Raw genomic sequence first — 25744 nt, forward strand, 5'->3', positions numbered from 1 at the left:
ATATGAAAATGAATATGCCTGCAAAAAATGCGGCCCCTGTGACAACCCAGGAACCCGCCAAAACCGCCATCTCCGCCCTGTGGCGCCCGGCGCTGATCCAGGCGTTCGTCAAGCTGGACCCGCGCCAACTGCAACGCTCGCCGGTGATGCTGGTGGTCGAACTGACCGCCATCCTCACCACCGTGTTGTGCTTTGTACCCGACGTCAACGTGCCGACGTTTGTCGCCGTGCAGATCGCCGTGTGGCTGTGGTTCACCGTGCTGTTCGCCAACTTCGCCGAAGCCTTGGCCGAAGGTCGCGGCAAGGCCCGCGCCGACAGCCTTAAAGCCGGTAGCGAAGGCCTCAGCGCGCGCCGCAAAGAGGCCGACGGCAGCTTCAAAGTCGTGCCGGCCACCAGCCTGCGTAAAGGCGACGTGGTACGCGTCACCGCCGGGGAAATGATCCCCGGTGACGGCGAGGTCATCGAAGGCATTGCGGCGGTCAACGAAGCGGCGATTACCGGCGAATCCGCGCCGGTGATCCGCGAGTCCGGCGGCGACCGTTCGGCCGTCACTGGCAACACTCGGTTGGTGTCGGACTGGCTGCTGATCCGCATCACCGTCAACCCGGGCGAGTCCACGCTGGACCGGATGATCGCCTTGGTGGAAGGCGCCAAACGCCAGAAAACCCCCAACGAAGTCGCGCTGGATATCTTGCTGATCGGCCTGACCCTGATCTTCCTGCTGGTGGTGGTCACCTTGCAGCCGTTCGCCCACTTCGCCAATGGCAGCCTGCCGCTGGTGTTCCTGGTCGCACTGCTGGTGACGCTGATCCCTACCACCATCGGCGGCCTGTTGTCGGCCATCGGTATCGCCGGTATGGACCGCCTGGTGCGCCTCAATGTGATCGCCAAGTCCGGCCGCGCCGTGGAAGCGGCGGGTGACGTGCATGTGTTGCTGCTGGACAAAACCGGCACCATCACCTTCGGCAACCGTCGCTGTGCTGCGGTGATCGCCGCGCCTGGCGTCAGCGGTCGTGACCTGGCTGAAGGTGCGCTGCTGGCCTCCCTGGCGGATGACACGGCGGAAGGTAAATCCATCGTCGAGTACCTGCGGGCCTTGCACCCTCAGGCAGAGCCGAGCCTGGATCAACTGACCTCGGTGCCGTTCAGTGCTGAAACGCGTTTGTCGGGTGTCGACTACCAAGGCCGTGTGTTCCGCAAAGGTGCGGTCGACTCGCTGCTGGCGTTTATCGGCCAACAACGTCGCGACCTGCAGCCGGCACTCTCGCGGGAAATCGACAAGATCGCCCAAAGCGGCGGCACACCGTTGCTGGTGTGCGCCGATGGCAAACTGCTGGGGGCGATCCACCTCAAAGACGTGGTCAAGCCTGGCATCCGCGAACGTTTCGCCGAGCTGCGCAAACTGGGGATTCGCACCGTGATGGTGACGGGCGATAACCCACTGACCGCTGCTGCGATTGCTGCTGAAGCCGGTGTGGATGACGTGTTGGCCGAAGCCACGCCGGAGAAAAAACTCGCGCGCATTCGCCACGAACAAAACGACGGTCGCCTGGTTGCGATGTGCGGCGACGGCGCTAACGACGCCCCGGCACTGGCCCAGGCTGACGTTGGCATGGCGATGAACGACGGCACCCAAGCGGCCCGTGAAGCGGCCAACATGGTCGACCTCGACAGCGACCCGACCAAGCTGCTGGACGTGGTGCAGATCGGCAAGGAATTGCTGGTGACCCGCGGGGCGCTGACCACGTTCTCCATCGCCAACGACGTGGCCAAGTACTTCGCGATCCTGCCGGCGTTGTTCGCCTCGATCTACCCGCAATTGGGCGTGCTCAACGTGATGCACTTGCAGAGCCCGCAGAGCGCGATCCTCTCGGCCATCGTGTTCAACGCGTTGATCATCGTGGTGCTGATTCCCCTGGCGCTGCGCGGTGTGCGCGTGCAGGCGGCGAGTGCGGCGGCATTGCTGCGTCGCAACCTGCTGATCTACGGGCTCGGCGGGATCCTGGTGCCATTCGTGGGCATCAAGGCGATCGACATGCTGCTGACTGCGCTGCACCTGGTGTAACCCGGATCGTTCCCACGCTCTGCGTGGGAATGCCGCCCCGGACGCTCTGCGCCCGGCGCTGATAAACGAATTGAGGAATTTGAAATGTCCACCATGATCCGCCCGGCCCTGAGCCTGCTGGTACTCATGACCCTGATCACCGGCGTCGCCTATCCACTGGTCGTGACTGGCGTGGCGCAAGTCGCCTTTCCTGACCAGGCTAATGGCAGCCTGGTGCGTGATGCCGACGGCAAAGTGCGCGGCTCCAGCCTGATCGCCCAAGATTTTACCGGTGACAGCTGGTTCCATCCGCGCCCCTCGGCCGGCGCGTTTGCGACGGTGTCCAGCGGCGCGAGTAACCTGGGCCCAAGCAACCCGGCGTTGGCCACGCGCATCTTTGATGATGCCAACAAGCAGTTGGTGCCAGGCCAGGGCCCCGTGCCTTTGGCATCACTGACTACCTCTGGCAGCGGTCTTGATCCACACTTGCCACCGCAAGCGATTGCCTATCAACTGGCGCGAGTGGCGGCGGCCCGGAATGTGCCGGTGTCTACACTGCAGCGCTTGCTCGATGAGCACATCGAAAGCCCGCTGGTGGGGCCGCCGGTGGTGAATGTGCTGGCGCTGAACATGGCGCTGGAAAAGTTGTAAGCCGTGGTGCCGTCATTGCGGGCAAGCCCGCTCCCGCAGGGGAATGTATTCCAACTGTGGGCGCGGGCTTGCCCGCGATGGCGGCCTGAAGGACCCCAAATAAACACCTGAAGGAACCGCAAAGCATGAGCGACTCCGGCCGCGCCGATGCCCTGTTAGCCGATCTGCCACGGGACGGCCGTGGCCGGCTCAAAGTCTTCCTCGGCGCCGCGCCGGGCGTGGGCAAGACCTACGCCATGCTCCAGGCCGCCCACACCCAGCTGCGCCAGGGTGTGCGGCTGGTCGCCGGGGTAGTCGAAACCCACGGCCGCGCCGAGACCGAGGCCTTGCTCAGCGGCCTGCCGCAACAACCGTTGGTGCGCACCGAATACCGCGGTGTGATGCTCGAAGAAATGGACCTCGACGGCCTGCTCGCCGCCAAGCCCAAGCTGGTGCTGGTCGACGAACTGGCCCACAGCAACGCCCCCGGCAGCCGCCATGAAAAGCGCTGGCAAGACATCCAGGAACTGCTGGCCGCCGGCATCAACGTGTTCACCACGGTCAACGTCCAGCACCTCGAAAGCCTCAACGATCAAGTGCGCGGTATCACCGGCGTGCAAGTGCGCGAAACCCTGCCGGACTGGGTGCTGCAAGAGGCTGACGAACTGCTGCTGATCGACCTGCCATCGCGCGAGCTGCTCGAGCGCCTGCGCGACGGCAAGGTGTACGTGCCGGAGCAGGCCCGCGCGGCCATCGACGCGTTTTTCACCCAGACCAACCTGATGGCCCTGCGCGAGCTGGCGATGCAGACCGCCGCCGCCCACGTCGATGACGATTTGGCCCAAGGCTATCGCCAACTCGGCCAGGCCGCGCCGGCGGTACGTGGGCGGTTGCTGGTGGGCGTGGATGGCGATGCGCAGGCCGAACGCCTGGTGCGCCACGCCAGCCGCGTGGCCCAGCGTCGGCATTTGCCCTGGAGCCTGGTGCATATCGATAACGGCCGCGCGCGCGATGAGCAATCGCGCCTGCGCCTGCAAAATGCCCAGCAACTGGCCGAGCGGCTGGGCGGTGAAGTGGTGTTGCTGCGGGCCGGGGAGGTGGCGAAGACGCTGATCCAGCACGCCGCCGAACGCCGCGCCAGCCTTGTGTTGGTGGGGCAGTCGCGCATGCGTTGGCGGCGGCGGTTGTTCGGCGGTGGGCTGGCGGCGCGCTTGCTGCGCAATGCACGCGGTTTGGAAATCAACGTCCTCGACAGCGACGACATGCCCGCGCCGCCGCGCCTGCCGGATGTACGCGGCTTGGTGTGGTTCGACTACGGCTTGGCGGTGGTCGCGACCCTCGTGGCGGCGGCACTGGCCTGGGCGGTGGCCAGCGTGTTGCCGCTGCCGAATATCTCCCTGGTGTTTCTCGCGGCGGTATTGCTGGTCGGCGTGCGCAGCAGCCTGGGGCCGTCGCTGCTGTGTGCGGCGCTGTCGTTCCTGACCTACGATTTTCTGTTTATCCCACCGAATTTCTCCTTTGCCATCCAGCGCGAAGAAGATGTGCTGACCCTGCTGTTTTTCCTGCTGATGGCGGCGTTGACCGGCAACCTGGCTGCGCGCCAGCGTCGGCAGTTGCAGGCCCTGCGCGATACCCAGCAAGAAACCAGCGAACTGCTCGACCTGTCGCGCAAACTCACCGCCGCCACCGATCGCCAGGCGGTGATCAGCGCGGCGGCGCATCACCTGGAAGGCTGGAGTGATTTGGACTTGTGCCTGGTCAATCGTGACAGCCAGGGCGACTGGAAGGTCGAGACCGGTTCGCCGCTGAACCTCACTGAATCTGAACGCGCCGCCGCCGATTGGGCCTGGCAGCACGACCAACCGGCGGGCATGGGCACTGGCACCTTGCCGTTTGGGCGCTGGTGGTGGTGGCCGTTGTCGGGCGAAGAGGGGCCATTGGGCTTGCTCGGTGTCAGCCCCAAACCAGGTCTGGAATTAAGCGGCCAGCGCCGTCGTCTGCTCACCGCATTGAGCCAGCCGCTGGCGCAGGCGTTGGCGCGAGCGCAATTGGCGCAGGAATTGGAATCCGCGCGTTTGCACGGCGAGACCGAGCAACTGCGCAGCGCCTTGCTCGCGTCGGTGTCCCATGATTTGCGCACGCCGCTGACCTCAATGCGCGGCAGCATCGACAGCCTGTTGGCTCTCGGCGAAGCCATTCCTCTGGAGGATCGCCGCGAATTGCTCGAAGGCACGCGTGATGAAGCCGAGCGCCTCGACCGCTATATCCAGAACCTGCTCGACATGACCCGCCTGGGGCACGGCGCGCTGAAGCTGGCGCGCGATTGGGTTTCGCCGGGCGATATCGTCGGTAGCGCCCTGGGCCGTTTGCGTGCAGTGCTGGCGCCGCTGCAGGTGAAGATCGACGTGCCGGCGGAGTTGCCTTTGCTGTATGTGCACGCCGCCTTGATCGAGCAAGCGCTGGTCAATGTGCTGGAAAACGCCGCGCGTTTTTCCCCCGCCCAAGGCCGTTTGGAGGTCAGCGCGGGCGTGGCGGATGACCAGCTGTTTTTTGCCGTGGCCGATGAGGGGCCGGGGATTCCCGAAGACGAGCGCGCGAAAATTTTCGACATGTTCTACACCGCCGCCCGCGGTGATCGCGGCGGGCAGGGCACGGGCCTGGGCCTGGCGATCTGCCAGGGCATGGTCGGCGCTCACGGTGGGCGCATCAGTGTCGCCGACGGCATTGAAGGGCGGGGCACCTGCATCACCTTGTTCCTGCCATTGCCGACTCAGCCTGGCCTGGAACGCGAGGCTTGAGCTACCCTCTTTTCTCCACGGATTTTGATTGGACACCATGAGCCAGACCGCGACGATTTTAGTCATTGATGACGAACCGCAGATCCGCAAATTCCTGCGTATCAGCCTGGCCTCCCAAGGCTACAAGGTAATCGAGGCCGGCACCGGCAACGAGGGCCTGGCACAAGCGGCATTGAGCAAACCGGACTTGCTGGTGCTCGACCTCGGCTTGCCCGACATGGATGGCCAGCAGGTGCTGCGCGAGTTTCGCGAGTGGTCGACGGTGCCGGTGCTGGTGCTGTCGGTGCGCGCCAGCGAGGTGCAGAAGGTCGAAGCCCTGGACAGCGGCGCCAACGACTACGTGACCAAACCGTTCGGTATCCAGGAATTTCTCGCCCGCGTTCGCGCGTTACTGCGCCAGGCCCCGGCGGGGGAGGCTCAGGAGGCCGCCTTGAGTTTTGGCCCGCTGACGGTGGACCTGGCTTATCGCCGCGTGCTGCTGGACGGTGTCGAGGTGGCGTTGACCCGCAAGGAGTACGCGGTGCTGGCGCAACTGGCGCGGCATCCGGGTCGGGTGATTACCCAGCAGCAATTGCTCAAGGATATCTGGGGGCCGACCCACACTGAAGACAGCCACTACCTGCGTATTGTGGTGGGGCATCTGCGCCAGAAGCTGGCGGATGACCCGACTCAGCCACGGTTTATTGTGACCGAGGCGGGGGTGGGGTATCGGTTGTTGAATGCCTGAGTCTGGCGGCGCCCGCGCAGGTCTCATCGCAGGCAAGCCAGCTCCCACCTTTGAATGTGTTCACAGATCACACTGTGGGAGCGGGCTTGCCCGCGATAGGGCCATCAGCCACAGCACAAATTTCAGCCCTGCTCACTCTCATACTTGTCCAATGTATCCCTGGCAATTTCCCGCCCCAAGGCGATCAACTCCGGTGCCTTGTAGAACTCGAAAAACCGACACACCCGCTTCGGCACGTTGATCAGCACATCCGGCGGGTAACCGGCGATCTTGTACTGCGCCAGCGACGTTTGCATCACCTCAAAGCTCTGGTTGATCAGGTCCAGCAGTGATGCCGGGCCGACGTTGTCGATGATGAACGAACCGGTCGCCGATTTCGGCGCCCCAGCTTTTTCCGGCGCGGCGGCAGGTTGTTGGGATTCGGGCTCGGCCGACGCCAGCCACGGGTTGATCTCGGCGGCGTGGGCGTGCTGGAGCGCTTCCTGCTCGAGCTTCATTAACTGCTCGGCTTGTTTGCGTCGAAACGGCAGGTGCGACCCTAACGACCGGGCCAAGCTGTTGAAGCGGCTCTTGAACGCCGGCGGGCGTTGGATCACCGGCAGTTGGTAATGTTTTTGATTGGTGGCGTTGAGGTTGACCGCGATGATCAAGTCGCAATGGCTGGACACCACCGGCACGATCGGCAGCGGGTTGAGCAGGCCGCCGTCCACCAGCATGCGGTTGCCCTGCATCACGGGGGTGAACAGGCTGGGAATCGCGGCTGAGGCGCGCATGGCCTGGTGCAGGCAGCCTTCCTGAAACCAGATTTCCTGCTGGTTGGTCAGGTCAGTGGCCACGGCGGTGTAGGGAATGCGCAGTTCTTCGATATTGATCTCGCCAACGATCTTGCGGATTTGGCCGAAGACTTTCTCGCCGCGAATTGCCCCCAGGCGAAAACTCACGTCGACTAGGCGCAGTACATCCAGGTAGTCGAGGCTTTCGATCCAGTTTCGATACTCGTCAAGCTTGCCGGCGGCATAAATCCCACCTACCACGGCGCCCATGGAGCAGCCGGCAATACAGGCGATGTCGTAGCCGCGGCGTTCGATTTCCTCGATCACGCCGATATGGGCGTAGCCCCTGGCCCCGCCGGAGCCCAGCACCAAGGCAACACGCTTCTTCATTGTCCATGTCCTTACCAAAGCAGGTGCCCACAATGCACCCATTGAGGGGGCGGCTTCAATCTTCGCTGAGCCTTGTAATATTTTTCGAGGATAGCGAGCAGGCTCGGGTATGCTCTGGCGATAGGTGCTTCTGATTTCAGGCGGCGAACAAGGCACTTTTCCTTGTGGGCAACGTCTACACCGTACGACTGTTTTTCTTTTTTTGAGGTGTCTTTGATGAAAGCCTGGATGTGTGTGCCTGTGATCGTGTTGGCCCTGGCCGGTTGTGCCGGGAAAACCGCGTACCGCGATAGCTGTGGCACGCAACTGGATGCAGCGTGGCATGAGCTGGACCTGGCCAAGGCCGAAGGTTTTGCCGGCACCGTGAGCTACTCTAAAGCCTTGTCCTTGTTGACGGGCGCCAAGACCCAGCAGCAATTTGAAGCGTTTGAAGGCTGCTCCAACAAAGCCGAAAAAGCGCGGTTCTATATTCGTGAGTCGCGCGCCGGGCGTTGATCGGTCGCGTCAACCAGGATTATTCATCGTCAATGGAGGAACGGATGTCAGCTTTGGTCGATCAGTTAGTCGCTCAGGTCATTGGCCTGGAAGTAGGGTTACTGAGCTGCCAAGCTCGCCTCGCCGCTGTCACCGACGATGAAGCCTTGCACGACTTGCGCACCACCGTGCGGCGCCTGCGCAGTTTGTTGCGGCCCTTGCGTGGGTTGCCGGGTGTGGAACACGTTGAATTGGCCGCCAGCACGGTCGGCCAACTGACGACGCCGCTACGCGACCGCGAGGTCCTGGCGGCGTATCTGCATCAGCACGGCTACCACGAAGCGGCGGATCGGCGCATGCGCCTGCAACCCGACGCCTATCGCCACGTGGCGCAAAGCCCGGAAGTGGCGCACCTGCTGCTGATCCTCGATGCATTCCCACGTTTTATCCGCGCCTCCCAACACCAGAAATTACTCAAGGGCCTTCGCCCGCGTATTCAAAAGCGACTGGCCAAGCAATGGCAGAAGCTCGATGAAGCCCTCAAAGACCCAAACCATGATCGCCACCGCCTGCGCTTGCTGATCAAGCGCGTGCGCTACGCCGCTGAAGCCTATCCCGAGCTGGACAAGCTGCCTGCCAAAGCCATGTCGCGCCTCAAACTAGCCCAAGGCGCCCTCGGTGACTGGCATGACTGCTGGCAATGGCTGGCGCAGGCCGGGCACCAGCCGGATTTGCAGCCGTGCGTTCCTGTATGGCATCGCACCATGGCCAAGGCGGAAGGCCAGGCAGATCGGGTACTGGACAAACTCCGCGCAGATTGTTTCTAGCCCGGTCCGGTTTTTGGCCGGAATGGGCGCTGTACCTAACCAGCTCGATGGTTAAGATCGCCCCATCGGTTTTCTTGATGTGAGGTCGCCATGCGCTTTAGTGATTTGCTCGACGCTGCCCGTAGCAACCCATTGGATGTCACCATCCCCGCCGAGTGGGCCCAGGGCCGTGCGACCTTTGGTGGCCTGGTTGCCGCGCTGCAATATGAAGCGTTGCGCGCCAAAGTGCCGGCAGATCGCCCTTTGCGCTCATTGGCCATCACCTTTGTCGGTCCGGTTGCGCCGGATGTACCGGCCAGTTACCAGGTTGAAGTGCTGCGCGAAGGCAAGGCCGTCAGCCAGTTGCTTGGCCGCGTGACGCAGAACGGTGAAGTGGCGACGCTGGTGCAGGCCAGTTTCGGTGCGCCGCGTGAGTCAGTGATTGATGTGGCGAGCGAGGCGCCGCCTACGTTCAAACACTGGGACGAATGCCAGGAACTGCCCTACATCAAGGGCGTCACGCCGGAGTTCATGCGCCACCTGGCGATGCGCTGGAGCGTCGGCGGCTTGCCGTTCACCGGCAATAAATCCCGCGACATGGGCGGTTGGGTACGCCTGCGCGGGGACGTGAAGGAAGAACCGCTGACCGAGGCGCATATCCTCGCCCTGGTCGATGCTTGGCCACCGGCCTTACTGCCACACCTGACCAAACCGGCTCCGGGCAGCACGCTGACCTGGACCATCGAATTTATCCAGCCGCTGCAAGACCTGACCACCCTCGACTGGTGCCAGTACCACGTCAACATCGAGCACGCCCGCGACGGCTACGGCCACGCCGCCGCCGCGCTGTGGAGCCCGACCGGCGAACTGATCGCCATCAGCCGCCAGACCGTGGTGGTCTTCGCCTGAGCCTCAGAACCGCTGGCTGCCCTGAGCTTCCAGCTTGCGCCCGTGGCGCTGCAGCGCCACGCCTGCCAACACACCGACTACACCGACGGCGAAGCTGGCCAGGCTGAGGCTGAACACCCCGGATGCGATCAACAGAAACCCGATGATCAGCAGCGGTACGGCAATCAACTGCAGCCCCAGGTTGGTAGGGTGCTGATGGTTTTGTGGGGCGTTACGCCATTGCCAGGCGGGGAGATTGGGATGACGTTTGCCCATGATGGTGAATCCTCTGTCCGTTTAAATAACTTGGACAGAGTTTAGGTTGGGGGTGGTGGGGTGGCGAATTGGGGTTGGCTATGGGGGCTATAGTGGCTGTCTACTTTGTTTGCATAACCATGATCCAATGGGGCCGGATCAATCAGATTACGCGCACCTCTTCTCGCATTAGTAGCAAGCTGAATCCGGGTCGTTGAAATATACAGATGGCCCACAGAGCGAAATATATTTCGCCTTGAACTCAATTGCTGAAGTTGCGGACTTTGCTTGCAAAGCATAAAAGTTTTCGTGTTTGGTTATTACCATTTTTAGTGGTTCCTTAGTAGGGATGTTGCTGATTCTAACGTCGCTCAGACCTCCGCAATCTAAGCCTATCCGGCATGTATTGAACTCCTCTGGAATCCACTTTTTTGGTGGTGCGTCAGGAAGCTCTGAAATGTCGAAGCCTAAACCGATATTGGGCCTGTCATTGTCAATTGTCACAGAAAAAAGTGTTATTTCGCCTATTTCTACTGGATAGGTAAATACCTTGTTGAAGAAAATAGTATCGTCTAGTTCGTTCCAATGCTTCATTTCTTGCCTCGGAAGTAATAGTGGGCTTTGCCACCGTCTAATTTTCCAGTTCTGGGCCAGTTTTTCGGTCTAAGGTTGAAATGTGATGTTTGATCACCCTGTCCTTCAGGTGCGGAAAATTTGTGTCCAGCACCATGATCTTGAATCAGAATTTTAGAGCCGTTGGCGCGGGTGAATTCATACTCTCGCGTCATTATTGGCCGGCCTCGCTCATCTAGAACTTCATTATTTTGCTTGTCCCTCATTGATACCATTGAATATTGCCTTGTCTTCCCTAGTCTAGGATCGAGCACTGGGTCTGGGTGTTGCGTACGCGGAACTCCTGCATCGACTTTAGCTTGTTTGAAAGCACCATTCCTTGAAACCTCCGGTGCAGAGGGTTCGGCAGGTTTGTCACATGTTAGAGTTTTCCTACCTTTAGGTGGACAGTTGGCGCTTAACCCCGTTGGGTCCACCCACCCCGTCGGGTTGGGCGCGTACTGGTACGCGTTGATCCCACCGGCCAGCTTCACTGGGTCAGGCGTCAGGTAGCGACCAATATCTGGATTGTAGTAGCGGTGGCGGTTGTAGTGCAGCCCGCTTTCAGGGTCGAAGTATTGGCCTTGGAAGCGTAGCGGGTTGTCGATCTTGTTTATGTCGAGGCGGCTGATTTGGCCGTAGGCGCGGTAATGCGCCGACCAGACGATCTCGCCGTCGGGGGCGGTGAGTTCTTGCGGGGTGCCGAGGTGGTCGAGTTGGTAGTGGAAGGGCTGGGTGTCTTTCGGCCCGAAACCTTCCAGCAATGCCAGCGGACGGAAGCTGTCCGGTTCGTAGATGTAACTGCGATGGCGATCTGCGTGATGCTCCGCAACCAGCTTGTCGCCTTGCCAGAAAAACTCCGTGGTTATGCCGTCGACGGTTTTGCTGATCCGCCGCCCAAACGGGTCATAGCGATAGCTGGCGGTTTGCCCGTTCGGTTGGGTAATACCAATCAACCGATGCTGACAGTCGTAGCGGTACTCGGTGACGAGTTGGTGACCCTTGCCGCGCCTTTGGCGGATCAGGTTGCCGAAGGCGTCATAGTCGTAATGATGATCGCCCTGGATCATCAACCGATTCCCCGCGACGATGTCCGGCCCAGGACGGTCTTGCATTAGCAGGTTGCCGGCTGGGTCATGTCCGAAGCGTTCCTGCACGTCTTGCGAGTGATCCGCCCGAGTCAGGCGGGCGAGGGGGTCGTAGTGGTAGTTGTGCTCGCCTTTGCGCGTGTCGAGCAGGCGAGTGAGGTTGCCGGTTTTGTCGTAGTCGTATTGGCGGCGATAGAGGTCATGGTTTTCTTGAGTCACCGCATGGGCGTGGAGCCGGTTTTGCTCGTCGTAGTGGTAATGGCTGAGCAGTTGGCCTTGCTGGCGTTGGCGTTCTCTGCCGGTTTTGAAAAGATGAGACGTGAGGGTTTTGCCATTCAGCTCGACGGTGGCGAGGTGGCCGCCTTTGTCGTGGTTGAAGGTGAGGCGGTTGTTGTCTGGTAGGCGCAGGCTTTTCAGCTGGCTGCAGGCGTCGTAGCCGTAGCGCAAGGTGCCCCAGCCTTGGTGTTCGGCGGTGAGGCGGTTTTGCGGGTCGTATTCGTAGGCTAACGCCCAATGGCCGTCGTCGACGCTGAGGAGGTTGCCTTGGCGGTCGTAGGCATAGTCAACAACACTGCCGTCGGGCAGGGTTTTTCTTACGAGGCGGCCGGCAGGGTCTCGCCCGTAACGGGTGACTAGCTGACTGCCATCGTCGCCGTGTTCGGTCTTTTCCAGCAGGTTGCCGTTGAGGTCGTAGACGTAGGCCGTGCGCTGACCGTCAAAGCCAATTTCCTGCTGGATCAGCCCGTTGGGGTGGTACTCAAGTTCGTAGGTTTCGCCGACTTCGTTTTCGATCTCGGTCAGCAGTAACCGGGCGTTGTCGTAGCGGTATTTGACCTGGGTGCCGTCAGAATTAATGCGCCGGCTGATCAGGTGCAGGCCGTCGGCATATTCGTAGCGGGTGACGTGGCCGAGTTCATCGCGTTCGGCGGTGATTTTTCCGTAGGGGTTGTAGCTGTATTCCCGCGTGGCGCCGCCTGGAAGTACGGCGCGAACCAACCGACCCACACCGTCCCACTGGTACTGGGTCAGCGCGCCATGCTCATCCTCGCGCGCAACCTGTCGTCCAACATCGTCATAGCGATAACGCTTAACCCCACCATTCGGTAGTTGCTCTTCGGTGAGCTGGCCACGCTCATTCCAGACCAGCCGGTGACACCCGTTATCTGGGTACCAAACCCCAATCAGTTGCCCATGTTTGTTGTAGGTGTAGTCCGTAACGTGGCCATCAGGATCAGTCTTACGCGTGACGTCGCCCTGGTCATTACGCTCATATTTCCAAACCGCTTCACCACGCCGTACGACCCGTACGAACCCGTTGTCATGCTCGTAGGAAGTCGGCTCATCCTCTCCAGGAAACATCGCCACCAAGCGTCCGGCTTCGTCGTATTGATACGCCGTCACCGCCCCCAGCGGGTCCTGCTCAACCGTCAGCCGGCCCTTGGCGTCATAGGATTTGAAATGCTCAGCGCCGTCCGGATCAATGCGCTGCACCAGCCGCGCCCACTGGTCATGGACATAAACTTCCTGGCTACCATCCGCGTTGTGAACCGTAACCTTGCCGCCGTTTTCCCACAGATACCGCGTGTCCATCTGCGAAAAACTGGCCCAATGCCGAACACAGCGCGCCGCCTTACCAGCCCGTTCCCACTCCCAAAAGAAACTCGCCCCACCGGCCAACTGCCGCTCAAGAATGACGTGCTGATCGTCGTACCGATAAACCTCGCTTTCACCTACGGCATTGGTCGCTGAAACCAGTCGTCCAGCCTCGTCATAGGCGTAGGAAACAAGATTCTGCTCAGTCACCCATACGTAGGGTTCATACCCTTTGGCGCGATGAACCTGATAGTCAACGGCAACAATGCGACCCAGCTCGTAGCGCAGAAACAGCGACCGACCCGCACCGTTATCCAGCCGCTCAATCCGACCGGAACGATCACGAGCAATACGCAGCCGGTTGTCATACGCATCGCTGATCGCCGTCAGTACACCGTCGCGAAAGTGATAAAACCGTGACGCCTGAGCCAGCACCAACTCATCAGGCAGCGACCCCAAGTAAATCGCCGCCTCGGCCAAGCTATTGGTGATCGCCGGTCGAGCCACCGTGGGCAAGGGCAGGGCAGTAGACCGGTTCTCATGATCCGTCCAAACCACCGAATCACCGTCCACCACCAACCGCTGCGCCAGCGAGTGACTCCAACCAAACCCCAACCCACAATCCACTTCCACCGCACTGGTGCGGTACAACCGGGTCCACTCAAACGGCAAAATCCCATCCAACGTGCCATCGGTAAGGGTCAGCAACTCCTCCCCAGTCACCATCGACACCGGGCAGCCATTGGTGGCCGTTTTATCCGCAGGCGCCGCCGCATCTCCCTGCGGATTCTTCGCAGCGACAGGCACATCATCGACATGTTCCTGGCGCACCAACGCTGTTTGCTGAGTCTTCTTACGAACCGCAGGCACCGGGTTTGAGACCAACTGATCCCCTGCCTTCAACGGCACAACCGGCACCGTCTTGATCGGCGTCGCCGCACTGCCCACCAGCAACGGCTTCACCACCTCGGCATGCGGCTCCAACCTGGGCATCACCAGCTTTTTAGCCAGCAACTCCAACAAATCCCGCGTCCGTCCAGACTTGATATGCCCAAGCACCTGCGTACCCAGGCGCACCGCCACACCCATTCCCGCCGTTGCCCAAATCAGCAGCAGGTTGATCAATACCTCGCCAGTGATCTCCCCCATCAACTCATTCATTTCTGGCGGCGGCAGCATGCGCATCCAGCTGACCATCGCCGACACATAAATGAACAGCAGTGGCTCATCGCTAAGCACCAGCAGGCCGTTGGCGATCGCGTCGTTGCCGAGCTTCAGCAGCTCATCAAGTTCGGTTTGGGAGATGTAGTGCAGCAACTTCTCGCTGTTGGGCTTGATGTCCGCCAACAGGTCATACAACTGCGTGATGTTGTCCCACAGCCCGTAAAACGCTTTGCCCATGCCACTGAGAAACGCCGCTTCCAGCATCCTGCGCCGGTCCAGCGGGGTAGCGTCCGTATAGTTTTTCCACTGCGCCTTAAACGTGCTGTTCCATTCGTCGCGCAGGCGCGCTTCCAGCTCCGCGATCACCGACTGATAAGACGCATACAGCGCCTTGACGTGATCCTTGGAAACGTTGGGGTAGAAACTGATTCGGTACTGCTGGTTGCGATCACACTCGGTGATTTCGAGAATGCCGCTGGGGCCGATGGTCTTGTGGATCGGCTCGCCCAATGGCCCGCCGTTGGGGTCGATGCGTTGCAGTATCACCGGCGTGTCACCGATGGGCACAAACCGCGCGCTCTGGAACATGTGCACCAGGGTCAATGTGCCGTTGGCCTGGCAGGTGGCGACGGTGCTGCTGGGAAAAATGGAGCGGTTGATGGGCGCGACCAGCGCCACTTCATTGCCAACCTTGAACACCTGTTCGACATCCAGCGCCGAAAAGCTCCAGAAGCTCGAAGCCCAGTCGTCAAAGGTGTTCAGGCAGTTGCGAAAGTCACGCAAGACGCCTTCAACGTCCGGCGCTTTGGCATCCATGGGCGTCAGGGCCAGCCGGCCAATGGCCGGGTTCAAATGACAGCCCCATAGGGCCAGGCATTAACGGAGAAGTACATCGACGGTCCCTCGCACTGAACAGTCAGGCGAGAGACTTTGAAGGGGTTTGTCAGGTAAATATGTCGGCGTTATTCGCCAGGATGGCTAGGACGTTTCGCTAAGATCTCGAGTAAACGCAGGGACGATCGTAGGAGTGGGATTACAGGTTGAGAAACCCTACAGCTTCAACTGCCCAATTGCCTTACTCAACTCCCCAGCCAAGGTCGCCAATTCATTGCTGGTAGTGGCCGAATCCACGGTCTGCTGCACCGTGTTCTCGGTCACGTCACGAATGCTCACCACTGCGCGGTTCATCTCTTCGGCAACATGGCTTTGCTGTTCGGCAGCCACGGCAATCTGGGTGTTGCTCTCGCGCATCTGTGCCACGGCGCCGGTGATTTCGGCGAGGGCCGCGCCGGCTTCCTGGGCTTGCTGTACGCAGTCGTCGGCTTTGAAGGAGCTTTCCTGCATGAAGTCCACCGCGTCACGGGTGCCGGCCTGAAGTGCTGAGACCATGCGGGTGATTTCGTCGGTGGAGCTTTGTACACGCTTGGCCAGGTTGCGTACTTCGTCGGCGACCACGGCAAAACCACGGCCCATTTCGCCGGCACGCGCGGCTTCGATGGCGGCGTTGAGGGCGAGCAGGTTGGTCTGTTCGGCGATGCTGTGGATCACGCCGACCACACCGTTGATTTTCTGGCTGTCTTCGGCGAGTTTCTGGATCATTTCGGCGGTCTGTTGCACGCCGCTGGACAGGCCGGCAATCGAGCGCTGTACCCGGCCGACCACTTCCTGGCCGCTGCCGGCGAGGGTGTCGGCGGTCTGCGACAGGTCGCGGGTGGCGCCGGCGTGTTGGGCGATGTGGTGGACGGTGGCGGTCATCTCGTTGATCGCAGTGGCGGCCTGGTCGGTTTCGCTTTGCTGGCCGAGCATGCCGTGTTGCACTTCGTTCATGCTGCTGGCCAGGCGCGCGGCGCCATCGTCCAGTTGCTGGGCGGTGCGCGCCACCGTGCTGACCACCCGTTGGTAGCCGGCTTGCATGGCGTTGAAGGCACTGGCCATCTGGCCGACTTCATCCTTGCAGGCCAGCGGCACGCGGGCCGACAGGTCGCCGGTCTTCTCCACGTGCAGCATTACGTCCTTGAGGGTATTGAGTTGGCTGAGCAGGAAGCGGATCAGCAGCTGCGAGGCCCCGAGCATCGCCAGCATCAGGATTAGCACCGCCACGGCGTAGTTGGTGAAGCGATCGCCGAACACCTGGCTCAGGCTGCGTCCGTAGGCCAGTACGGCGATCTGCTGCCCGTCGGCGCGCGCGACGACGTCGGCACCGATCAATGGGTTTTCACCGAAAAACGGCTGGTGATTGAGTTCGACCCAACCGTTGGCATTGCTCAGGGCTGACAGATCGTGATCGGCCAGCTGTGGGACTTGACCACGGGCAAACGTCAGCCACTGCTCGCCCTTGGGCAACGCCTTGTCGGCCGGCCAGGTACCGAGCAACCGCGCCTGCGCCTGTGCCGAGGCCTGGGTGGCATCGCTGCGTGCCTGTTGTTCGAGCTGCACGGCGTAGAGCACGAGCAGCAGAGTGGTGATGAAGGCGACCGCGTTGACGGCCCAGAATTTGTATTTCAGCGAGATGTTGCTAAGCCAGGCACCCATGGAAGGTTTTCTCTGATAGCGGAAACAGCATTGGCAAGGTGCCATTATTGTGCCGCTACTCGGGAAAGCGGTTTTGACGTGGGTCAATGCGCCGCATCAATCCACTTGAGGCAAACCAAAAAACGCGCGCGAGCAGGCAGTGCTGTGCTCAGCCAAGTCTTCCACCGTTTCGTTGCGGTGCAAGGCGACCTCGCGCAGCACTTCCGGCAGATAGGCTGGTTCATTGCGGCCATTTTTCGGCTTGGGCCGCAGCGTGCGCGGCAGCAGGTAGGGCGCATCGCTTTCCAGCATCAGGCGGCCACGGGGAATTTCTTTGACCAGCGGATGCAGGTGCGTCCCACGGCGCTCATCGCAAATCCAACCGGTGATGCCGATATGCAAGTCGAGGTCGAGGTAGCTGAACAGCGCCTGTTGTTCGCCGGTAAAGCAATGCACCACCGCGGCGCTCAGGTGGTCGCGGTAGTCTTTGAGGATTTCCAGCAGGCGTTGGTTAGCGTCACGTTCGTGGAGAAACACTGGCAATTTCAGTTCAACGGCCAGGGCCAGGTGTTCTTCGAGGACTTTTTCCTGCTGTGGGCGCGGGGAAAAATCCCGGTTGAAATCCAGCCCACATTCGCCCACCGCACGCACACGGCTTTCGCTGAGCAAACCGCGCAATTGCCGCGCGCTGTCGCCGTTCCAGTCGCTGGCGGAGTGGGGGTGGATGCCGGCGGTGCTGAACAGGCGTTGGCCGTTTTCATCGAGTTTTACACACAATTCCAGGGCCTGTTCGCTGCCCTCGACACTGGTGCCGGTGAGCACCAATTGCTGCACGCCGGCGGCGTAGGCGCGGTCGAGAACGGCCTGGTGCCTCTCGTCGAAACTGGGGTTGGTCAGGTTGACGCCGATATCAATGAGTTGCATGGTGCTATCTCCGCCTGCGGCCGGAAAGCATATCAGAGCTGTAGATTTATAAGAAAAACGAAGAACTACAACGAGTTATAGCTGTCTTTGAACGTCGCAAGTGACATTGTGGTTGGCTACGCGCCCGCCGCGGTGCCGCCGTTGCGTGCCTTGCCAGCGCATAAAGCGCTCTGTTTCTGACCCCCAGCCCCTCGTCTTTCACGAAGGCGCTGGCCAGTATTCTTTCCGGAGAGCGGATGATCCGACCCTCGGCGTTGCTTATGTTGTGCCTGACGTTACTGCTGCCCATGGCGGCGGTCGCACGTTTGGACGGGCCGCTGGAAGTGACCAAGCCTGGCAAGGTCCGTGATCTGGCGCAGATACGCGCCAGTCGCACCCTGCGCGTGCTGGTCAACCAGAGCCGTAACAGCTCCGGTGAGGTCCAAGGCCAGGCCATTGGTGTCGAATACCACCGCCTGCGCGCCTTCGAACAGTACCTCAATGGTCACGCCCGTGACGGTGAAGAGATCAACCTCAAGATTATTCCCAAGGCCAAGGATCAACTGCTTGGCGCACTGGCCCGCGGAGAAGGCGATCTGGTCGCGCCCGGTGAATTGCTCGATGTGAAGGCCGCGCACAGGATCAGCACCAGTGACCCGATTGCCAGCGACGTGCCGTTGTGGCTGGTGGGAGTCAAGGGCGAACGACGCTTTACCAAGCTTGAGCAACTGTCCGGGCGTACCCTGGCGCTGACCACCGGCAGTGCGGCGGCGGATGCGATCAACCAAGTCAACCAGCAGTTGGCCCTGCACAAGCGGCCGCCGGTGAAGGTGGAATGGGTCGACCCGACGTTGGCCGTGGAAGATGTCTTGGAGATGGTCCAGGCCGGGATCTTCCACCTCACCATCGTCGAAAAACCGATTGCCGAGCGCTGGTCGAAAATCCTGCCTAAGTTGCGCTTTGATCGGCAAGTGGCGATCAGCGAACCGGGCGATGAATTCTGGTTCGTGCGCCAGGATGCCTCGATGCTGCGGGCCAGTATTGACCGTTTCCTCAAGACCTACCGAACCCCGTCCGACCAGGACGTGGCGTTCCAGCGTATCTATCGACGCCTCTATCAAGTGCGCAACCCACTGGCTCGCGCCGACCGACAGCGCTTGGAGAAACTGCGCCCGGTGCTGCAAAAGCATGCTCGCGAGCAGGGCATGGATTGGTTGAACCTGGCGGCGCTGGCATTCAAGGAATCGGCCCTTGACCCTGGCGCACGCAACAGCGGCGGGCCTACCGGGCTGATGCAGATCACGCCGTCGGCGGCGCAGCGGGTGGGCGTCAACAATATCGAGAGTCTGGACCGCAATGTGCAGGCGGGCGCGCGATACCTGGCGATGATCCGTCGCAAGTTCTTCGCCAGCCCCAAGCTGAACGAGCGTGAACGCATGGCCTTTGTGCTGGCGGCCTACAACATGGGGCCGGAGCGGGTGCAGGGCATGCGCGCGGAGGCTCGCCGCCGGGGGCTTAACCCTAATCAGTGGTTCTTCCAGGTCGAACGCATTGCCATGGAGCAGGTGGGAATGGGTGGCGTCAGCTATGTTAATAGCGTGAACAAGTATTATCTGGCGTTTGATCGGGAGCGGGAGTCCCTGGAACCGGTGACGCCAAAAGTCGCCTCACGCAAATAATCGGTTTTGTCGATAATTATTAAGCATTTTTTGCGCTTTTATCATTGTCTTATCCGATTAATATAGCGGCCAACCAACCCCTACTTTGAAAAGGATTAGCCCCATGAGCCCACTGATCAACCGCATCCTGTCCACCCGCGCCGGTTACGGTCTGACCATCCTGCGAATTTTTGTCGGCATCATCTTCGCGGCCCATGGCTCGCAAAAACTCTTTGGCTGGTTTGGTGGTGGCGGCTTGGCGGGCACTGCGCAATATATGGAAAGCCTGGGCCTGACACCGGGCACCTTGATGGCGGTGCTGTCGGGCGGTACGGAGTTCTTCGCAGGCTTGGCACTGATCATCGGTTTGCTGGCGCGCCCGGCAGCACTGGGCCTGACCTTCCTGTCGCTGGTAGCGATCTTCTCGGTGCATATCCATAACGGGCTGTTTATGGCTAACAATGGTTATGAGTTCGCACTGGCCTTGCTCGGCGGCTCGCTGGCGGTGCTGCTGGAAGGGGCGGGCAAATTGTCTGCCGACCGCGCCATCGCCAACTGAACCCTATATAAAACTCGGAAAAAGCCCGCCATCGGCGGGCTTTTTCGTTGCTCGGGATTCTTGACACTGCCCCACCGGCTTCTCTAGGATGATGTTCATGCGCCGATTTAAACAGCTAATTGCGGGGCGCCACTGGGCTCAATGTAGCCCGACAGAAGATGCACTCATTCAGAGTGAGGCTTCGAAATACCGCTAAAGCGCTGGTTCGGTGTTGCCTCTCACCTGCCCGCAGACTTTTGAGGCAGAGACACGACACGATGAATGCACTACGCCCCCTCATACACCTGGCCCCGATTACCGCGGACCTGACCCAACGCAACCCTAAAATTCTACTGGGCGGCAAGCACCAACCGACACTGTTGCGTTACCTGGACGGCTGGCCGCGTCGTACGGGGCGGCCTTCGGCGTTCCTGATCCAATTTGTGGAAGACGGCAATTCCCTGGCCCGCTTTGCCAGCAACAGCTTCGACCTCGCGGTTATCCAGGCGCCCAGCGCCAGTGACGCCGAGGCGGTTATCCGTCAACTGACGCGTATCGCCCGGCAAGGGCTGATTGCTCGTCGTTGACGCTTTGCTGTTGAGTTCTCAGCGAAGTAAAGCGCCAGCATGTGATCGACGGCGACGTTGGTACACAAACACTGCCCAGGCGATCAGGCACAACAGCAGCGGCACTGCGGCAATCATGAGCAGCTTCAGGTTGCGTTCCGTTCGGTGTGCTTGCGCGTAAGCCTCGACCTTGAGGGCATGCAGCTCCATGGGCAGTCGCAGGCGTTCCTTATTGAGCGCCTGCAACTGGGTATTGCCATTTACCGCCTGGGTGCCAAGGGTTGCGTTTGGCGGGTTCAATCGTTGCCACTCCTGCTCTGTTCGTTGAAGCCGTCGTTCAAGTTCACTCGCCTTTTGTGTGTAGGTTTGTGCTGCGGCGTCGCGCATGTGCTCCAGAGGGTTCTGAGGTTGGCCGGCTGTTGCGCGAGGGAGGATGCCGGCGAGAACATCGGGAGCCGCCAGGTTATCCAGTGTATTCAGTAGAAACGGCACGTTGCTGTTGGGCGCAGACTTGATGGCCGCGTCCATGAGTAAGTCCGTGTCGGCGACCACCACCACTTGGATGTTTGCGGTTTTTTGCAAACCGGACGGATTCCCCTTCATGCCGTCGGGAAATGCGGAATAGGCCGGCCCCTCGAGACGAGCGGCTATCAGCTGGCGTTGGCCGGGAGTGGCCGTCTCATCGAGCAGTGAGTCGGGGCTGGTAGCTGATGCAAAGCGCCTGGTATCCACTAGCGCAGACTGCCTGGAGCTTTGCAGCAGAGGGGTGAGGGTCGTACGGCTTTTTCTCAGTCGAGAAAGTGCGCCGCTGCTCGAGACGATCACTGAGTTCAATTTCCAGGCGCTGACGTCATTCACCGTCATCGCCTGCCGTGGCAGGCTTAACCTGGCAGGATGCAGGACCGTCTGTTCTCCCGGGCCGAATGAGGCCGATGAGGCGTAGAGATTATCGACCAGTAGCTTGTCCGTCGGCATCTGTATGCCCCATGCGGTCAGCAACCCATCCAGCCTGGAGTCTGCCGGTACTGTGCTGGCATCCATCTCGCTCATGGGGTCGATAAACATCATCAGCTTGCCGCCACTCAATACAAACTGTTCAATCCCATACAGGGTTTGCTCTGGCAGCGCGCGAGGATGCACCACCATCAGCGTTGTGATCGATTCAGGGATGCGTTCGGTGTTCGATGCCAACTCGACAAGGTTGAAGTGCCGCTGCATCTGCTCCAAAACTATTCCAGCAGGCTTATTCAATGGCAGCCCGGACAGAAGCCCGACAGTAGCGCGCTCGGGGTGCATCAACTTGTAGATCAGGTGGCTGATTTCATACTCAAGCAATGGCTCGTCGTCGAGGTCGAATAGGTCGATACGTTGTGCTGCCTGGCCTGCTCGCGTACCTATAAGGCCAAGAAAGCCGTGTGTACCGTCAAGGCCGAATAAGCCGGCTTTGTAGGCATCCTCTGAATAAGGTGAGGGATCAATAATGTGCAGGTTAATCATGCCTTTTGCCGCTTTTTCGTACTCCTTCAGTAGGTCTTCCACGCGCTCGCCATAGCGTTTTAAAGCTTGGCTTTTCTTCGGGCTGTTGCTTGAGTTGAAGTAATACAGGTCCAGTGGGTCTTCAAGCGTTGCGAGTAATTGCCGCGCCGGGGGCGATAACGTGTGGATTTTATGCTGTGAGAGATCCCAGCGGACATCGGGGAGATTGCTTACCCAAGTCAGATTAAAGGCCAGGAAAAGTAGCAGTATGACCATAAGTGTCATACCCGTACGAAGAACTGACCGCATACGTTGCTTTCCTTTTCAACTGGTTTTGTGGTTGAGGGTGACAATCGTTGCCGACAGAAAGGCAACGATCATGCTGATGAAGTACAAACTGTCATGGAGTGTAAACTTGCCATTGTCGATAGCGCTGAAACGCGCGATCGGATTAAGCGCAATCAAGCTATCGATCACCCAGATAGGTGCCTGATGATCAAGTGCATCCAAGACCGAAGAAAGCGCGCTGGCGATAAACAGCAAGCCCAGCGTCACTATAAAAATAACGATGCGCCGGTGCGTCAGTGCGCAGATAAAGCAGCCGACAGATAGGTAACTTCCTGCCAGCAATCCGCTGGCTAGAAATTGTGAAGTGATAACGATATTGTCCGCGGCGCCCAAGTAGTTGGCGACGATCACTACAGGAAACGTCAAGGTCAGGGCAACACCACACACGACCCATGCGGCTAGAAATTTCCCGATCACACGTTCGAACGTAGTAATGGGCAGCGTTTGCATAATATCGCGCAAGCCTGCGTCGCGTTCGTCCGACCAGAGTTGCGTTGATAAGGTGGGGATCAGCAGCAAATAGAGCCAGGGGTGTAACTGGAAAAAGACCTGCAAGTTACCGCTGTTTTGATCCATCCACTGGCTTGTATACAGCCCCATTGTTGTGCACAGCACCAGAAATGCAGCAACACTCAGGTATGTGCTTGGCGTGCAGGCATAGCTGGCGATCTGACGTTTGAATATGACGGGCAGCAGCTTCAAAGTGATACCTCTTGGCTCAGATGGTGAACAACTTCGTTCAGGCGCCCTGGCTCCAGATTCAGTGACGTTATGCTCCAGCCGCGGCTGGCGATGAGTGCGTTAATAGGGGGATAGATGTTGTGCCCCGGCATGGCCAGAACCGTCACCCTGCCAGGCGTGTGCCGGTCTTCTTCGATACCTGCAACGCCGGGTAATACGGCCAGGGCCAGTAGATCCAGAGGCGTTTCTGCGGCCAGGGTTACGGCTCGGAAATGTCGGGAGTTACGCTGCAAATCGGGCAGTGAGGTGTCAGCCATCAGGCGGCCTGCGGCGATAACCAGAGCGCGTTTGCAGATACTGGAAAGCTCATTACAGTGACGGGACGCAATGATGACCGTCATGTCTTCGGTCAAGGACTGGATAAGTGTCCTGAATTTAAGCAGTTGGTCAGTCGCCAGCCCCTCAGTCGGTTCATCCAGTAAGAGCAGGCTGGGGGTATGCAGGATCGCCTGGGCGATAGCGACTTTGCGCTTTAAACCGATGGAGAGTGTATGGATGGGGGCGTTGAGTACGCGTGATAACTCCAGGCGCATGGCGGCCCGATCCACCCGACTGCGTTTTTCGGCTCCGCTGAAGCCTCGAGTGGCAGCAATGAAATTGAGCACGTTTTTGACGGACATCGTGTGATGACTGAGCCCCCCTTGGGGTTGATAGCCGAGGGCTTTGCGAGCTTCAAGTGGATGAGTCTGGGTACTGAACCCCTGGATGTTGATATGCCCGCTGGAGGGCTTTACCAAACCGGATATTAAATTCAGCAGCGTCGTTTTACCTGCTCCGTCCTCCCCTAAAAGGCCTATGCATTCCTGGCGTTGGGCACTAAACGAAAGGTCAGTGATGACTTTCATTTTTCCCTGGTACTTTGTCAGGCTGCTTATCTCGAGCATCTTTTTACCGAATAAGTTTTGCAGAGCGTATGAAAATACGTCCGCCATGAGCGGTTGAGCGGCGAAAGGTTACGTTCAATCATTTGAATTGGGAACGTGGGGACATGTTTATCAGATAGTTCCTACGTCAAAATGGATAACTTGCTGAAACAATTGCGTTGTTTCGAGGCTACTAATGGGCGGATGTTTATCGGCTCTTTATGTGAGTCTTATTTTTTTGATATGAGGCCTGATTATCATGATGCTTCTACGTACTCTCGTGCTTGAACGCAGTGGTGAGGACGCGCCGGTCAACGGTGCATTGCTCTGTGGGTTTGCTGTCGCGCAAACCGACTCCAACTTTCTGGTCTATAGCCTGGATGAAGAGACCGAGCCCGGTAACTCCAGGGTCTATATCGCCGCGTTACGTAAGAAGCTCGACCGGTATTTTCTGGGTGGTGTTGAGTCCAAGGAGGACTTGCAAGTGGCCATGCAGGTCTTTAAGCAAATTTTGATGGCGGCCGCAGCCTCCGGCACTAAGACAGGGGCTGTTATCGAGACCGCGATTCCCTTTCATTTCATTGATTTGAAAGGCTGCAAGTTGCCGCCTGCCAGGCCTGAAGATCACCATTCAATGATCATCAAGAAGGCCTTGGTGATGAAGGTGATCACCTTGGGCATGTCTGCGCCCTCGTTACCTGCGATAGAAAGTGCTTCGTTGATCGTGCCGTCCATTCGCTTTTCGTCGCAAATGATCTCGCCGCCCAAGAACCCGCCTGCTCCAAAACCCATCGAGCAGCCGGTACATGAGCCTGTTGTTGCAGAACAGCTGGCCTCCTCCATTGTTAGTGCGCACGTAGTGGAGCCCCCTGAGCTCAGTGCGTCGCCTGCTCAATTTGAGCTAAGGGAACCTGCGCCGACAAAACTGCCGGTTCCGATGGAACACGCATCGATGCTTGAGGTTGACAGCACGCTGACCAGCCTTGCCAAGGTCGCCCAGGAACTGACGCAACAAAAACGCGTGGTCATTGAGCGTGAGGAGGCGCTTGAGCAGTGGCACGCTCGACTGCAGCAGGCGCAGGGCGACCTCGACGAAAAGAGCCGTGAGTTGGAGCAGCGCGATTCGCACTTGCAGAACCAACGAATAGAGTTTGACCAAGAGGCCGAAAGGCTGACGCAGGCGATGTCGCACTTGGTGGCTATGCGGCAGCGCCTGCAGGGCGTGCTCCTTGAGTTGGATCAAACCTTGGGTGGCTAGGCGTGAATCCATGTGTGCTCTGGCCTGGCTACTTTCCAGGGTTCATTTATCATCAACCCCTGCCAGTCGACGCCAGAGCATGAGGCCATGGCGTATCGGCACCATTGGACACTGCCTGGGGATGCAAGCGTTTGAGTACCAAGCTGATTACCAAAGAAGGTCATGAAGCGCTGAAAAAAGAGTTGGATTATTTGTGGCGCGAAAAACGCCCGGACACCACCCGCAAGGTGACCTGGGCTGCTTCCCTGGGGGATCGCAGCGAGAACGCGGACTACCAGTACAACAAGAAGCTGCTGCGTGAGATAGATCGGCGCGTGCGCTATTTGCGCAAGCGGCTTGAAGACATGCGGGTGGTGGAGTACATGCCCGAGCAGGAGGGCAAGGTGTTCTTCGGTGCCTGGGTCGATATCGAAAATGAGCAGGGCGAGACCAAGCGTTTTCGTATTGTCGGCTATGACGAGATTTATGAGCGCATGGACTACATTTCCATCGACTCACCGATGGCCCGCGCGTTGCTGCGTAAGGAAGTTGACGATGAGGCTATCGTGCAGACCCCGAGCGGCGACGTATGCTGGTGGATTACCGCTATCGAGTATGTGAAGTAGACGATGGCCGGCACGCTGGGGCGCGTGCTGGCCA

General features: G+C 59.5%; 20 protein-coding genes and 1 pseudogene. 12 read left to right on the top strand and 9 right to left on the bottom strand.

The genetic code is table 11. From position 1 onward, the window contains the following. The first annotated feature begins 8 nt into the window (after positions 1 to 8). The 4 genes from kdpB to KZH41_RS09870 all read left to right on the top strand — a co-directional run bounded on the left by kdpB (position 9) and on the right by KZH41_RS09870 (position 6200). Entirely contained in the window at positions 9 to 2066 is a 2058-nt protein-coding gene (gene kdpB, locus KZH41_RS09855; protein WP_371917701.1) for a potassium-transporting ATPase subunit KdpB, read from the top strand. 84 nt (positions 2067 to 2150) lie between these two features. Further along, on the top strand, positions 2151 to 2696 hold the full coding sequence (gene kdpC, locus KZH41_RS09860) for a potassium-transporting ATPase subunit KdpC (RefSeq protein ID WP_094952374.1): 546 nt from the start codon (positions 2151 to 2153) through the stop codon (positions 2694 to 2696). A gap of 125 nt (positions 2697 to 2821) precedes the next feature. Then, positions 2822 to 5473, top strand: a complete 2652-nt coding sequence (locus KZH41_RS09865; RefSeq protein WP_094952375.1) for a sensor histidine kinase — start codon at positions 2822 to 2824, stop codon at positions 5471 to 5473. Positions 5474 to 5510: 37 nt separating this feature from the next. Continuing rightward, positions 5511 to 6200 carry a response regulator gene (locus KZH41_RS09870; RefSeq protein WP_053255124.1) on the top strand — a complete coding sequence of 230 codons (690 nt, stop codon included), beginning with the start codon at positions 5511 to 5513 and terminating at the stop codon, positions 6198 to 6200. A gap of 122 nt (positions 6201 to 6322) precedes the next feature. Here the strand turns inward: KZH41_RS09870 and KZH41_RS09875 are convergent, their stop codons facing one another. Further along, positions 6323 to 7363: a patatin-like phospholipase family protein gene (locus tag KZH41_RS09875; RefSeq protein WP_263274754.1), complete on the bottom strand. Its 1041-nt coding sequence runs from the start codon at positions 7361 to 7363 to the stop codon at positions 6323 to 6325. A 216-nt stretch (positions 7364 to 7579) separates the two neighbouring features. Between KZH41_RS09875 and KZH41_RS09880 the strand changes: the two genes are divergently transcribed. The 3 genes from KZH41_RS09880 to KZH41_RS09890 all read left to right on the top strand — a co-directional run bounded on the left by KZH41_RS09880 (position 7580) and on the right by KZH41_RS09890 (position 9552). Then, positions 7580 to 7858, top strand: coding sequence for a hypothetical protein (locus KZH41_RS09880; RefSeq protein WP_010176194.1), 279 nt, complete (start codon positions 7580 to 7582; stop codon positions 7856 to 7858). 44 nt (positions 7859 to 7902) lie between these two features. Next, positions 7903 to 8664, top strand: a complete 762-nt coding sequence (locus KZH41_RS09885) for a CHAD domain-containing protein (RefSeq protein ID WP_263274755.1) — start codon at positions 7903 to 7905, stop codon at positions 8662 to 8664. A 90-nt stretch (positions 8665 to 8754) separates the two neighbouring features. Next, positions 8755 to 9552: an acyl-CoA thioesterase gene (locus KZH41_RS09890; RefSeq protein ID WP_263274756.1), complete on the top strand. Its 798-nt coding sequence runs from the start codon at positions 8755 to 8757 to the stop codon at positions 9550 to 9552. 6 nt (positions 9553 to 9558) lie between these two features. Here KZH41_RS09890 and KZH41_RS09895 read toward each other — a convergent pair. The 5 genes and pseudogenes from KZH41_RS09895 to KZH41_RS09915 all read right to left on the bottom strand — a co-directional run. Next, positions 9559 to 9807, bottom strand: a pseudogene (locus tag KZH41_RS09895) (terminase); the annotation flags it as partial. Between the two features lie 168 nt (positions 9808 to 9975). Beyond that, positions 9976 to 10380, bottom strand: coding sequence for an Imm50 family immunity protein (locus tag KZH41_RS09900; protein ID WP_094952380.1), 405 nt, complete (start codon positions 10378 to 10380; stop codon positions 9976 to 9978). Then, on the bottom strand, positions 10377 to 15059 hold the full coding sequence (locus KZH41_RS09905) for an RHS repeat-associated core domain-containing protein (RefSeq protein ID WP_263275094.1): 4683 nt from the start codon (positions 15057 to 15059) through the stop codon (positions 10377 to 10379). The genes KZH41_RS09900 and KZH41_RS09905 overlap by 4 nt, the downstream gene beginning before the upstream one ends. 234 nt (positions 15060 to 15293) lie before the next feature. Beyond that, a complete protein-coding gene (locus KZH41_RS09910; RefSeq protein ID WP_094953746.1) occupies positions 15294 to 16775 on the bottom strand; it encodes a methyl-accepting chemotaxis protein in 1482 nt (493 codons plus the stop codon). A 96-nt stretch (positions 16776 to 16871) separates the two neighbouring features. Further along, positions 16872 to 17678, bottom strand: coding sequence for a TatD family hydrolase (locus KZH41_RS09915; RefSeq protein ID WP_094953745.1), 807 nt, complete (start codon positions 17676 to 17678; stop codon positions 16872 to 16874). A 236-nt stretch (positions 17679 to 17914) separates the two neighbouring features. Between KZH41_RS09915 and KZH41_RS09920 the strand changes: the two genes are divergently transcribed. The 3 genes from KZH41_RS09920 to KZH41_RS09930 all read left to right on the top strand — a co-directional run bounded on the left by KZH41_RS09920 (position 17915) and on the right by KZH41_RS09930 (position 20440). Next, entirely contained in the window at positions 17915 to 19336 is a 1422-nt protein-coding gene (locus KZH41_RS09920) for a transglycosylase SLT domain-containing protein (protein ID WP_263274757.1), read from the top strand. 103 nt (positions 19337 to 19439) lie between these two features. Then, on the top strand, positions 19440 to 19874 hold the full coding sequence (locus tag KZH41_RS09925; protein WP_094953743.1) for a DoxX family protein: 435 nt from the start codon (positions 19440 to 19442) through the stop codon (positions 19872 to 19874). A 257-nt stretch (positions 19875 to 20131) separates the two neighbouring features. Further along, complete coding sequence (locus KZH41_RS09930; protein WP_263274758.1) at positions 20132 to 20440, top strand: class I SAM-dependent methyltransferase; 309 nt, start codon at positions 20132 to 20134, stop codon at positions 20438 to 20440. A gap of 18 nt (positions 20441 to 20458) precedes the next feature. On the opposite strand, the gene KZH41_RS09935 is transcribed toward KZH41_RS09930, so the two are convergent. The 3 genes from KZH41_RS09935 to KZH41_RS09945 are packed head-to-tail and all read right to left on the bottom strand — an operon-like array spanning position 20459 to position 23868. Beyond that, the gene (locus tag KZH41_RS09935; RefSeq protein ID WP_263274759.1) at positions 20459 to 22204 is read right to left on the bottom strand and encodes a Gldg family protein; all 1746 of its coding nucleotides are present in this window, start codon (positions 22202 to 22204) and stop codon (positions 20459 to 20461) included. Between the two features lie 15 nt (positions 22205 to 22219). Further along, positions 22220 to 22945 carry an ABC transporter permease gene (locus tag KZH41_RS09940; RefSeq protein ID WP_094952457.1) on the bottom strand — a complete coding sequence of 242 codons (726 nt, stop codon included), beginning with the start codon at positions 22943 to 22945 and terminating at the stop codon, positions 22220 to 22222. Beyond that, complete coding sequence (locus KZH41_RS09945) at positions 22942 to 23868, bottom strand: ABC transporter ATP-binding protein (protein ID WP_094952460.1); 927 nt, start codon at positions 23866 to 23868, stop codon at positions 22942 to 22944. The genes KZH41_RS09940 and KZH41_RS09945 overlap by 4 nt, the downstream gene beginning before the upstream one ends. 238 nt (positions 23869 to 24106) lie before the next feature. Here KZH41_RS09945 and KZH41_RS09950 point away from each other — a divergent pair, with 238 nt between their 5' ends. Both KZH41_RS09950 and greB read left to right on the top strand, forming a co-directional pair. Further along, entirely contained in the window at positions 24107 to 25105 is a 999-nt protein-coding gene (locus KZH41_RS09950; protein WP_263274760.1) for a hypothetical protein, read from the top strand. Between the two features lie 131 nt (positions 25106 to 25236). Continuing rightward, positions 25237 to 25710, top strand: coding sequence for a transcription elongation factor GreB (gene greB, locus KZH41_RS09955; protein WP_094952455.1), 474 nt, complete (start codon positions 25237 to 25239; stop codon positions 25708 to 25710). Positions 25711 to 25744: the final 34 nt, after the last annotated feature.

The sequence above is a fragment of the Pseudomonas sp. YeP6b genome (assembly GCF_025642995.1).
Classification (GTDB): domain Bacteria; phylum Pseudomonadota; class Gammaproteobacteria; order Pseudomonadales; family Pseudomonadaceae; genus Aquipseudomonas.

Excerpts from the sequence above, each read along its gene's own strand:
- kdpB (WP_371917701.1), top strand. The coding sequence starts at position 9 with ATGAATATGCCTGCAAAAAATGCGGCCCCTGTGACAACCCAGGAACCC.
- kdpC (WP_094952374.1), top strand. The coding sequence starts at position 2,151 with ATGTCCACCATGATCCGCCCGGCCCTGAGCCTGCTGGTACTCATGACC.
- KZH41_RS09865 (WP_094952375.1), top strand. The coding sequence starts at position 2,822 with ATGAGCGACTCCGGCCGCGCCGATGCCCTGTTAGCCGATCTGCCACGG.
- KZH41_RS09870 (WP_053255124.1), top strand. The coding sequence starts at position 5,511 with ATGAGCCAGACCGCGACGATTTTAGTCATTGATGACGAACCGCAGATC.
- KZH41_RS09875 (WP_263274754.1), bottom strand. The coding sequence starts at position 7,363 with ATGAAGAAGCGTGTTGCCTTGGTGCTGGGCTCCGGCGGGGCCAGGGGC.
- KZH41_RS09880 (WP_010176194.1), top strand. The coding sequence starts at position 7,580 with ATGAAAGCCTGGATGTGTGTGCCTGTGATCGTGTTGGCCCTGGCCGGT.
- KZH41_RS09885 (WP_263274755.1), top strand. The coding sequence starts at position 7,903 with ATGTCAGCTTTGGTCGATCAGTTAGTCGCTCAGGTCATTGGCCTGGAA.
- KZH41_RS09890 (WP_263274756.1), top strand. The coding sequence starts at position 8,755 with ATGCGCTTTAGTGATTTGCTCGACGCTGCCCGTAGCAACCCATTGGAT.
- KZH41_RS09900 (WP_094952380.1), bottom strand. The coding sequence starts at position 10,380 with ATGAAGCATTGGAACGAACTAGACGATACTATTTTCTTCAACAAGGTA.
- KZH41_RS09905 (WP_263275094.1), bottom strand. The coding sequence starts at position 15,059 with ATGGATGCCAAAGCGCCGGACGTTGAAGGCGTCTTGCGTGACTTTCGC.
- KZH41_RS09910 (WP_094953746.1), bottom strand. The coding sequence starts at position 16,775 with ATGGGTGCCTGGCTTAGCAACATCTCGCTGAAATACAAATTCTGGGCC.
- KZH41_RS09915 (WP_094953745.1), bottom strand. The coding sequence starts at position 17,678 with ATGCAACTCATTGATATCGGCGTCAACCTGACCAACCCCAGTTTCGAC.
- KZH41_RS09920 (WP_263274757.1), top strand. The coding sequence starts at position 17,915 with ATGATCCGACCCTCGGCGTTGCTTATGTTGTGCCTGACGTTACTGCTG.
- KZH41_RS09925 (WP_094953743.1), top strand. The coding sequence starts at position 19,440 with ATGAGCCCACTGATCAACCGCATCCTGTCCACCCGCGCCGGTTACGGT.
- KZH41_RS09930 (WP_263274758.1), top strand. The coding sequence starts at position 20,132 with ATGAATGCACTACGCCCCCTCATACACCTGGCCCCGATTACCGCGGAC.
- KZH41_RS09935 (WP_263274759.1), bottom strand. The coding sequence starts at position 22,204 with ATGCGGTCAGTTCTTCGTACGGGTATGACACTTATGGTCATACTGCTA.
- KZH41_RS09945 (WP_094952460.1), bottom strand. The coding sequence starts at position 23,868 with ATGCTCGAGATAAGCAGCCTGACAAAGTACCAGGGAAAAATGAAAGTC.
- KZH41_RS09950 (WP_263274760.1), top strand. The coding sequence starts at position 24,107 with ATGATGCTTCTACGTACTCTCGTGCTTGAACGCAGTGGTGAGGACGCG.